Origin of the sequence: Telluria antibiotica, assembly GCF_011682055.1 — a bacterium.
In the GTDB taxonomy this organism is placed as follows: Bacteria; Pseudomonadota; Gammaproteobacteria; order Burkholderiales; family Burkholderiaceae_D; genus Telluria; species Telluria antibiotica.
This window is the reverse complement of sequence record NZ_JAAQOM010000009.1, coordinates 299,078-309,394: the sequence shown is the minus strand read 5'-3', so window position 1 is coordinate 309,394 and position 10,317 is coordinate 299,078. Positions and strand designations below refer to the sequence as shown.

8 protein-coding genes are annotated in these 10,317 nt (G+C 62.6%); 1 reads left to right on the top strand and 7 read right to left on the bottom strand.

What is annotated here, in order from left to right; all coding sequences use genetic code 11:
• Positions 1 to 208: 208 nt before the first annotated feature.
• Positions 209 to 1,876, bottom strand: coding sequence for a peptide chain release factor 3 (locus HAV22_RS16665; RefSeq protein ID WP_166860434.1), 1,668 nt, complete (start codon positions 1,874 to 1,876; stop codon positions 209 to 211).
• A gap of 443 nt (positions 1,877 to 2,319) precedes the next feature.
• On the opposite strand from HAV22_RS16665, the gene HAV22_RS16660 reads away from it, so the two are divergent.
• Positions 2,320 to 3,135: a Crp/Fnr family transcriptional regulator gene (locus tag HAV22_RS16660; protein ID WP_056135328.1), complete on the top strand. Its 816-nt coding sequence runs from the start codon at positions 2,320 to 2,322 to the stop codon at positions 3,133 to 3,135.
• Here HAV22_RS16660 and HAV22_RS16655 read toward each other — a convergent pair.
• The 6 genes from HAV22_RS16655 to pheS form a co-directional block, all read right to left on the bottom strand.
• The gene (locus tag HAV22_RS16655; protein ID WP_166860432.1) at positions 3,089 to 4,711 is read right to left on the bottom strand and encodes a CHASE3 domain-containing protein; all 1,623 of its coding nucleotides are present in this window, start codon (positions 4,709 to 4,711) and stop codon (positions 3,089 to 3,091) included. The two genes, HAV22_RS16660 and HAV22_RS16655, sit on opposite strands and share 47 nt — an antisense overlap.
• Before the next feature lie 203 nt (positions 4,712 to 4,914).
• Complete coding sequence (locus HAV22_RS16650; RefSeq protein WP_036228513.1) at positions 4,915 to 5,547, bottom strand: response regulator; 633 nt, start codon at positions 5,545 to 5,547, stop codon at positions 4,915 to 4,917.
• A gap of 180 nt (positions 5,548 to 5,727) precedes the next feature.
• On the bottom strand, positions 5,728 to 6,135 hold the full coding sequence (locus tag HAV22_RS16645; RefSeq protein WP_166860430.1) for a MerR family transcriptional regulator: 408 nt from the start codon (positions 6,133 to 6,135) through the stop codon (positions 5,728 to 5,730).
• Between the two features lie 24 nt (positions 6,136 to 6,159).
• The gene (locus HAV22_RS16640; protein WP_166860465.1) at positions 6,160 to 6,528 is read right to left on the bottom strand and encodes an integration host factor subunit alpha; all 369 of its coding nucleotides are present in this window, start codon (positions 6,526 to 6,528) and stop codon (positions 6,160 to 6,162) included.
• Between the two features lie 155 nt (positions 6,529 to 6,683).
• Positions 6,684 to 9,110: a phenylalanine--tRNA ligase subunit beta gene (gene pheT / locus HAV22_RS16635; RefSeq protein ID WP_166860428.1), complete on the bottom strand. Its 2,427-nt coding sequence runs from the start codon at positions 9,108 to 9,110 to the stop codon at positions 6,684 to 6,686.
• A gap of 157 nt (positions 9,111 to 9,267) precedes the next feature.
• Positions 9,268 to 10,296 carry a phenylalanine--tRNA ligase subunit alpha gene (pheS, locus tag HAV22_RS16630; RefSeq protein ID WP_166860427.1) on the bottom strand — a complete coding sequence of 343 codons (1,029 nt, stop codon included), beginning with the start codon at positions 10,294 to 10,296 and terminating at the stop codon, positions 9,268 to 9,270.
• Between the last annotated feature and the right edge of the window lie 21 nt (positions 10,297 to 10,317).

The following is a 10,317-nucleotide window of genomic DNA, read 5'->3' as shown; positions in this document are numbered from 1 at the left end:
TGGATCAAGGCTCTCAAGAAATTCGGTCTGATCGACCAACCTGCCTGAGTCGCGAGCTGCACAATTTTTGATGGCCTACCCCGGCCAGGCATCCGCACGTCTTTTGGATACGTTCTTTCACGTTACGATCCCGACCGTCGTGCGGTCATGTACGGTCGATTGATGCGGTAGGGTGGGCACCCCGTGCCCACCATGCGTACCGACGGCTTTAATCCAGCTTCGCCGCGTGCTCGCGCGTCGCGTGGAACTGCAGCTTGGGCCAGCGCTCCTGCGTGAGGCGCAGGTTGACGCCCGACGTGGCGAGATACGCGAGGTTGCCCGCCGCGTCGTACGCCACGTTGTGCGCGAGCTGCGTCTCGAAGTCGGCCAGCGACTTCTTGTCGTCGCTCGACACCCAGCGCGCGCTGCTCGTGTTGGTGCCCTCGAACACGGCGTCGACGCCGTATTCGTTCAGCAGGCGGCTCGCCACCACTTCGAACTGCAGCACGCCGACGGCGCCGAGGATCAGGTCACTGCCCATCACCGGCTTGAACACCTGCACGGCGCCCTCTTCACCCAATTGCTGCAAGCCTTTGTGCAGCTGCTTGGTCTTCAGCGGATTGCGGATGCGCACAGTGCGGAACAGCTCCGGCGCGAAGTACGGGATACCCGTGAACGTCAGCATCTCGCCTTCCGAGAAGCTGTCGCCGATCTGCATGTTGCCGTGGTTCGGCAAGCCGATGATGTCGCCCGCGTACGCTTCCTCGACCTGTTCGCGGCTCGACGCCATGAACGTCACGACGGACGACAATTTGACTTCGCGGCCGAGGCGCAGGTGCTTGACCTTCATGCCCTTCTCGAAACGACCCGAGCACACGCGCAGGAACGCGATGCGGTCGCGGTGCGCCGGGTCCATATTGGCCTGGATCTTGAAGACGAACCCGGAGAACGGCTGTTCGTCCGGACGCACGGCGCGCACGGTCGCGTCGCGCTCGCGCGGGGCCGGCGCCCAGTCGATCAGCGCCGACAGGATCTCGCGCACGCCGAAGTTGTTGATCGCGGAGCCGAAGAACACGGGCGTCTGCACGCCGGACAGGAAGCGCTCCAGGTCGAACGGATGCGACGCGCCGTGCACCAGCTCCACTTCCATCTTGAGCTGTTCCATCTCGAGCGGGAACATCTCGGACAGGCGCGGGTTGTCGATGCCCTTGATGATCTCGTAGGCGCCGTCGGCCTTTTCCTCGCCGGCCTTGAACAGCATGACTTCGTCGTTCAGCAGGTGGTACACGCCGCGGAAGTTCTTGCCCATGCCGATCGGCCAGGTCACCGGCGCGCACTCGATCTTCAGCACGGATTCCACTTCGTCGAGGAGTTCGAGCGGGTCGCGCGTTTCGCGGTCGAGCTTGTTCATGAAGGTGACGATCGGCGTGGCGCGCATGCGGCACACGTCGAGCAGCTTGATCGTCTGTTCTTCCACGCCCTTCGCGGCGTCGATCACCATCAGCGCGGAGTCGACCGCGGTCAGCACGCGGTACGTGTCTTCCGAAAAGTCCTGGTGGCCCGGCGTGTCGAGCAGATTGATGACGTGGTCGCGGAACTCGAACTGCATCACCGACGACGCCACCGAGATGCCGCGCTGCTTTTCGATGTCCATCCAGTCCGACGTCGCATGGCGGCCGCTCTTGCGGCCCTTGACGGTGCCGGCCAGCTGGATCGCGCCCGAGAACAGCAGCAGTTTTTCGGTCAGCGTCGTCTTGCCGGCGTCGGGGTGGGAAATGATGCCGAAGGTGCGGCGGCGCGCGACTTCGCGCGCGATCGTGGCGGCAGGCTTGCTCGTTACGGCAGCCTCTTGGCCGTCCTGGATGTCGGTCGTGGTTGCGGCGGTTTCGTTGGACATGGTCTCGCCCTGGGGCGCTTGCAAAAACTCTCGATTTTACCGGGTTGAGCGTACCTTGTGTGAACCAATTCCTGGCGCACCGCACGGTGCGCCGTGTAGGAGCATTCGGGCGCGCGATGTGAGGATGGGCAACTCCGACGGGATCAGATGCAATAACGGCGGCCTCCGCGGGCGTATGGTTGTGGCCAAAAAAGCCGAAACGCCGGGCATTCAAACGTTTTAGTGCCGCTAAACCATTGCCGCAGTTACAAAAAAGGAGCTCGACTGAAAGTTTCTCTCTAGTAGGACTGGACTGACAAAACATCATGCATCGAACCTACATGGGGGCGACAGCTAGTCTTATGTTCGGCAAGAGACTATGGCATTAATGTACACACATCGCGATGAGGAAACCCATCCAAGCAATCGCCCCAGTGATGTATGTCAGAGATAACGAGGAAAATATGAATAACGCCCAACTCGGTAACGCTGCCCAGAAAAAAGCGCAATCGGTGAATCAGATTCCCTCGACCAGTGAAGAAATCAAACTGGCCGCCCGCCCGGTTGTCAGCTACAGCGGCACCCAGCAAAACGAGTTGCTCGCGGCGTTACCGCGCCAAGACCTGGAAACCCTGTTTGAGCACCTGGAACTGGTTCCGCTGCCCTTCGGCAAGGAACTGTTCGAATACGGCAGCAAACTCGAATACGTGTACTTCCCGACCACCGCCATCGTCTCCCTGCTGTACGTGATGGAAGACGGTGCCACGACGGAAATCGCCGTGGTCGGCCACGAGGGCGCCGTCGGCGTGTCGCTGTTCATGGGCGAGCGCGCCACCTGCAGCGCCGTCGTCCAGAGCGCCGGCTACGGCTACCGCCTCAAGACGCAGTTCCTGCGCGACGCCTTCAACAAGGGCGGCGCCCTGCCCCAGCTGCTGATGCGTTATACGAATGCCCTGTTCGCCCAGATGGCCCAGAATGCCGTCGGCGGCCGCCACAGCTCGATCGAACAGAAACTGTGCCGCTGGCTGCTCGACCGCCTGGACCGCTCGCCGAGCAATGAACTGAAAGTTACACAGGAACTCATCTCGATCATGCTGGGCGTGCGCCGCGAAAGCATCACGGCCGCTGCCGGCAAGCTGCAGGACGAGGGCCTGATCCAGTACCGCCGCGGCAATATCACCGTGCTGAACCGCCAGGGCCTGGAAGACTACGCGGGCGAATGCTACAAGGTCGCTAAAAGCGAATATGACCGTTTGCTGATGGATGTGTCGCGCGCATGAGCGCAGCGGCATCCCGGGCTGCCGTCGCCGGTGGCGACATGGCTTGGGCAGCCCGCAAATGCTGATGTAATTGATGTAGCACCGACTCGGCATGGTCCGCCCCGGCATCGCGTACCCGTTCTCCCGATCCGGTTTCGGGCAGTGCCGGCATGGCCAGGACACCGCTGGCCGCAGCCGCACCAGGCTCGGCGCCCTGTGCCACGACGGGCACACAGGCATGGACCGTCGTGCCGATACCGTTCGCGCCGCGATCCACCCGCAGCGTACCGCCCAACAGCAGTGCACGTTCGCGCATTCCCAGCAAGCCATGCGATTTCGGACGGCGCATCGCGTCCGGCGGAATGCCCACGCCATCGTCGCTGACCTCCAGCGTAAACGCCTCCCCTTCGCGCGCCAGGTGCACGACGACGTGCTGGGCCTGGGCATACTTGGCGACGTTGTTCAGCGATTCCTGCGCAATGCGGAACAGCGCGATGGCCTGCGTCGGGGCTGCGCTGTCGACGTCGCCCTCGATCAGCGCCTCGCAATCGACGCCCGTCGTGCGGCCGAAATCCTCGCAATAGCTCTGGAGGGCGGCGGACAGGCCCAGGTTGTCGAGCAGGCTCGGACGCAAGTCCTCGACGATGCGGCGCTTCAGCTCGACCGTCTCGATGAGGGTGCCACGGGCGCGGCCCAGGGTAGCGGCGTGGTCCGGGTGCGAGTCCTTGAGCTGGTCGCCGACGGACGCCAGGTGCATGCCGATCGCCGTCAGGTTGGCGCCCAACTCGTCGTGCAGCTCGCGGGCCAGCTTCGCTTTTTCTTCTTCCGACACACGGATCAGGTGGCGCGACAGCACGGACAACTGTTCCGTGCGCTCCGACACGAGCGACTCCAGGTGGTCATTGGTCTGCTGCAGGGCGCGCTCCGCATTCAGGCGCGCGCGAAAGCCGCGGCGGATCAGGTTATAGAACATCACGAGCACGACCAGGGCGGCCAGGTTGATGCCGAGCCCGCGCAGCGCCGCCAGTCTGTAGCGGTCGTAGAATGCGGCGGAGCGGGCCGCGAGCAACTCGTTCTGCTCGCCTGTCATGATCACGACCTGCAGCCGGATCTCGTCCATGTGCGTCTTGTCTTCCTGCGCCTGGGCGATGGCGACGATGTCGTTCAGGCCGCCATGGCGGTACACCTCGAGGCCCTGGTTCATCAGGTTGATCCGGCGGGTGACGAGGGTTTGCAGCTGAGCAAGGTTCTTCAGCTGCGAGGGACTGTCGGCGAGTTGCGCCTTGAGGCTGCTGAACTGGCCGTCGAGTTCACGCTCGGCCGTACGCAATGGGCCCAGATAGGTTTCCGAGCCGGACAGGTAATAGCCGCGCAGACCGCTTTCCGCATCGGTGACGAGCAGGTTCAGGTATTGCAGCTTGGCCGTCACGCGATCGGCCTGGGCCTGGCGCGTGTTGGCGGATTTCAGCCCATCCAGGTTGCGGACCAGGCTGACGCCGTTGAGGACCAGGATCAGGACGCACACGACACACAGCAGGGTCTGGTACAACGGAAGGCTGCGAACCCGCCTGAACTTGGGGTCGGTGGTGAAATACATCCTCGGTTGTTCCTTTCGCGCAGCGTGGCCTCTCGAGTCATTATAGACCGGGAAAAGTTGCCAGGGAGTTTGAAGAGGCCTGCGAACGAAAAAATGTGGCGAGATGACGACGCGCAATTAACAATTCTTCAAAGCAAATACCTGAATTGCTACGGCTGTTGCAGAAAAAAAGGCAGCCGATCGGCTGCCTTTTTCCGCCCTGCTCAGTCGAGCAGATTGTTCTTCATGGCGTAGTACGTCAGGTCGCTGTTGGATTGCAAACCCATCTTTTCCATGATGCGGGTACGGTACGTCGAGACCGTTTTGATGGACAGCGACAGGGCATTGCCGATGTCGGACACGGTCGCCCCCTTGGCCAGGCGCAGGAACACCTGAAATTCGCGGTCCGACAATTCCGTATGCAGCGCGGTGTTCGGATCGCGATCGAAGCTCTGGGCCAGCAGTTCGCCGACCTGCGAGCTCACGTAGCGACGCCCCTGGTACACGGTACGGACGGCCGTCTTCAATTCGTCGGCATCGCATTCCTTGTTCAGATAGCCGTTGGCGCCCATCTTGAACAAGTTCAGCGCATATTGCTGGGCTGGATAGCCGGACAGGATCAGGACCGGCAGATTGGGCTGGCCCTGGCGGATCGTGCGCAGGATATCGATGCCGCTCTGGTCGGGCATGGCGATGTCCAGCAGCAACACGTCGCAAATCTCGCGACGTGCGATGTCGAGGGCTTCGCGTCCGGTCGCGCCTTCGGCCACGACCTCGAACTCGCCCGACGACGAAAAAATCTGTTTGAATCCTGCTCGAACTATCTGGTGATCGTCACAAATGGCAACGCGTATCATTGTCTTCCCTTAAGTTTTCCCGATACAGGAAAGAGCCGAGGCTGGCCCCTCACGCCTCCGGTCAGGTCATGCGTTTGAGTCAGCAAACTGCAAGTGACATTTTAGCACCTCCGGGGTGCAGAACAACAGGCGCGCACGCCTGAGCTGGCTGGGCCGGGAACGGCGCCGGATGACGGCCCGTCAGGCCGCCGCCGAACCTTGCTTGAGCAACGCGAGGATCGCGTGCAGCTCGGCCCGCAGGACCTCCGGCTCGATGGTCGCCACGGCCGGTTCGGGTGGTGGTTCCGGCAACGCGTCCGCCTCGTGCTGGCCCCTGCCGTCCAGGCGGTTGCGCGCACCACTGATGGTGAAGCCCTGCTCATACAGCAGTTCACGGATGCGCCGGATCAGCAGCACCTCGTGGTGCTGGTAATAGCGGCGATTTCCACGGCGTTTGACCGGTTTTAGCTGGGTAAATTCCTGCTCCCAGTAGCGGAGCACATGCGGCTTGACCCCGCACAATTCGCTGACTTCACCAATCGTGAAATAGCGCTTGGCCGGGATCGACGGCAGCACGGTCGGTTCCATCTTGTTCGGTCGGTCGTTCATCGCTCACAAGCCGTTACGGCTTTATCAGGCTGCCCGCGCCAGCGAGGGGCTGCCCGGACTGGCCGGGTTGGCCTCCTCGACCATGCCTTTCAGTTTCTGGCTGGCGTGGAACGTCACGACGCGGCGCGCCGTGATGGGAATTTCTTCCCCGGTTTTCGGATTGCGGCCGGGACGCTGCGGCTTGTCGCGCAACTGGAAGTTGCCGAAGCCGGACAGCTTGACTGCCTCGCCACGCTCGAGCGCATTGCGGATCTCGTCGAAGAAGGTTTCGACCATGTCTTTGGCTTCACGTTTGTTCAGGCCGACCTGCTCGAACAGCAGCTCCGCCAGTTCCGCCTTGGTCAGGGTCGGCAACTCCTTTTCCGCTTCCTTCCGTACCCGGGCCACCTGCATCGCGCGATGCAGGTCAGCGGCCAGCGCTTCCTGGAGCACGGCGGAATCAACGTCGTTGTTGTTAATTTAAGCCACCTTCAGTTCTGGATTTTGGTGGGGGCTCGAGAAACCGGGACGGTGTCTCGATACCCCTATAGGCCTGTGGCCATTTAGTTTTAACCGCGCAGTCTTGCGCCGTGTTTTTGTTGCGCTGCGGATGCCAACGCGGCCATGATGACCTCGACCGCATCATCTTGCAGCGTCGATTGAGTATCTTGCAAGGCAAAGCGGAAAGCAAGACTTTTTTCATCTTGTTCCAAACCCTTGCCGCGGTATTCATCAAATAAAACAACGGCTTGCACGAGTTTCCCCGACGGGTTCGATGCCAGTTCCGCCTGGAAAGCATCGAGCAACGCCTGGGCCGGGACGTCCTGCTTCACGACCAGCGCCAGGTCGCGCGTCGCACCCGGGAACTTGGAAATTTCGGCATAGCGCGGCACGTCGCGCGCGCGCAGCGCGTCGGCATCGACATCGAACAACACGGGGGCCTGCGGCAGGTCGTATTTCTGCAGCCAGCGCGGATGCAGCTCGCCGATGACGCCGACGACCTTGCCGTCGACCTCGACCGACGCCGCGCGGCCCGGATGCAGCGCCGGGTGCTCGACCTTGCTGAAGCGCACAACGCGGGGTGCGAACAGCGCTTCCAGGTCAGCCTTGACGTCGAAGAAATCGACGGCGCGGGTCGGCACGCCCCACTGCTCGTCAACGGCCGGGCCGTAGGCGATGGCGGCGACGCGCTTGGGCTGGTCGAAACCGGCGACGGCCAGCGGGCCGTCCTGCGCATCCGGGTTGCGCAGGAACACGCCCCCCACTTCGAACACACGCACGCGGCCCGCCTTGCGGTTCAGGTTGTAGCGCACATTGGCGACGAGGCTGCCGATCAACGTGGAACGCATCACGCTCAGCTGGCTCGCGATGGGGTTCTGCAGGCGGATCGGGTCGGTATTGTTCGCGAAATCCGTTTCCCACTGCTGTTCCACGAAACTCATGTTCACCACTTCCTGGTAGCCCAGGTCGGCCAGCTGGTGGCGGATGGCGAACAGCGAGCGCATGTTTTCCGGCTCGATCAGCATGGCGGACGGCGCCACGGGCGGCAGCGCGGGGATGTTCTCGAAGCCGTAGACGCGCGCCACTTCCTCGATCAGGTCTTCCTCGATCTCGATGTCGAAACGGTACGACGGCGCCGTCACGTGGAACAGGCCGGCTTCGCGCTCGAACGGCAGTTGCAGGCGCGTGAAGATGTCCGCGACCATATCGTCCGTGACCGGCACGCCGATCACCTTGGCGGCGCGCGCCGTGCGCAAGGTCACCGGCTTGCGCTGCGGGACGTTGGGTGCCTGGTCGTCGATGGGACCGACCTTCGTCTCGGCCGTGCCGCAGATCTCGACGATCAGCGACGTCAGGCGTTCGATGTGCTCCACGATCGTCGCATAGTCGACGCCGCGCTCGAAGCGGTGGGCAGCATCGGTCGAGAAATTGTAGCGGCGGGCGCGGCCCTGGATGGCGTTCGGCCACCAGAATGCGGCTTCCAGGTAGATGTTCGTCGTGTCGAGCGACACGGCCGTCGCGTCGCCGCCCATGATGCCGGCCAGCGATTCGAGTGCCTTGTCGTCGGCGATGACGCCGACCCACTCGTCCACCTCGACCGTGTTGCCGTTGAGGAGCTTCAGCGATTCGCCCTTGCGACCCCAGCGCACGTCCATGCCGCCATGGATCTTGTCCAGGTCAAACACGTGCGACGGACGTCCGACTTCCAGCATGACGTAGTTCGAGATGTCGACGAGAGCCGACACGGAACGCTGGCCGCTGCGCTCGAGGCGGCGCTTCATCCATTCCGGCGTCGCGGCCTTCGCGTTCAGGCCGCGGATGACGCGCCCTGCGAAACGGCCGCACAGGTCGGGCGCGGAAATCTTCACGGGCAGGATTTCGTCAGTGTTCACCGGCACGGGACGGAAGGCCGGCAGTGCCAGCGGCACGCCCGTCAGCGCCGACACTTCGCGCGCCACGCCCAGCACGGACAGGCAGTCGGCCTTGTTCGGCGTCAGCTTGATCGTGAATTTCAGGTCGTTCAGGCCCAGGTAGTCGCGGATGTTCTGGCCGACGGGCGCGTCTTGCGGCAGCTCCATCAGGCCGTTGCTCTCTTCCGAGATTTTCAACTCTTTCGCCGAGCACATCATGCCCTGCGATTCCACGCCGCGCAGTTTGCCGACCTTGATCTCGAACGGCTTGCCGTCCGGCCCCGGCGGCAGCACGGCGCCGGCCATCGCGCAGATGGCCTTCATGCCCGCGCGCACGTTCGGCGCGCCACAGACGATGTTCAGCAGCGTGCCGGTGCCAACGTCGACCTGGCACACGTTCAGCCGGTCCGCGTTCGGGTGCTTCGCCACTTCCTTGACTTCCGCCACGACCACGTTCGAGAACGGCGGCGCGACCGGTTCCACCTCTTCCACTTCGAGGCCGGACATCGTCAGCAGGTGCGAGAGTTCGTCCGAAGTCATCTTCGGATCGACCATGGAACGGAGCCAGTTTTCAGAGAATTGCATATCGTTTTGCCTCTTGCTGCTTTTGGGTTATTGGCTTTTCAAATGGCTTCAGAAACCGTAGCGAGCGGCCGCAGGTTTGATCGAGAAGCGCAGCTGTACTTCAGTACAGCGAGCATCGCAGATCGAACCTGCAACGCGCAGTAGGTTATGACGCCATTTAGTTGAATTGCTTCAGGAAACGGAGGTCGCCTTCATAGAACAGGCGCAAATCGTTGATCCCGTAGCGCAGCATGGTCAGGCGCTCCAGGCCCGAACCGAACGCGAAGCCGATGAATTTTTCCGGATCGAGTCCGAAATTGCGCACGACCGTCGGGTGCACCTGGCCGGCGCCCGACACTTCGAGCCAGCGCCCCTTCAGCGGGCCGGAACCGAAGGCGATGTCGATCTCGGCCGACGGTTCCGTGAACGGGAAGTACGACGGACGGAAGCGGACCTGCAGGTCGTCCGTTTCGAAGAACGCCTTCACGAAATTCAGGTACACGCCCTTCAGGTCGGCAAAGCTGATGTCTTCGCCGATCCACAGGCCTTCGACCTGGTGGAACATCGGCGAGTGCGTGGCGTCGCTGTCGACGCGATACGTGCGGCCCGGCGCGATCACCTTGATCGGCGGCGTATGCGTGCGCGCGTAGCGCACCTGCATCGGGCTCGTGTGGGTGCGCAGCAACAGCGGCTTGCCCGCGCTGTCGTTGCCTTCGATGTAGAACGTGTCCTGCATCGAGCGTGCAGGGTGGTTTTCCGGGCTGTTCAGCGCCGTGAAGTTGGTCCAGTCCGTTTCGATCTCGGGGCCGTCGGCCACGTCGAAACCGATCGAGCGGAAGATCTGTTCGACCCGCTCCCAGGTCCGCATGACGGGGTGGATGCCGCCCATCGAACGGCCGCGGCCCGGCAGGGTGACGTCGATCGATTCGGCATTCAGGCGCGCAGTCAATTGCGCATTGGCGAGATCCTCGCGGCGGGCCGTCAACGCCTGTTCGATTTTTTCTTTGGCGGCATTGATCAGGGCGCCCTGCGCCTTGCGCTGTTCGGGCTCGAGCTTGCCGAGGCCCTTCATCAGTTCGGTCACCTGGCCGGTCTTGCCCAGGTATTTCGCTTTTGCGTTTTCCAGCGCGGCAGCGTCTTGTGCGGCGCCAAAGTCAGACTGGGCCGAGACGACGAGTTGTTCCAGCGCGAGGTTTGCGGAATCCATGCTTGTTCTTTTCCTGTTTTG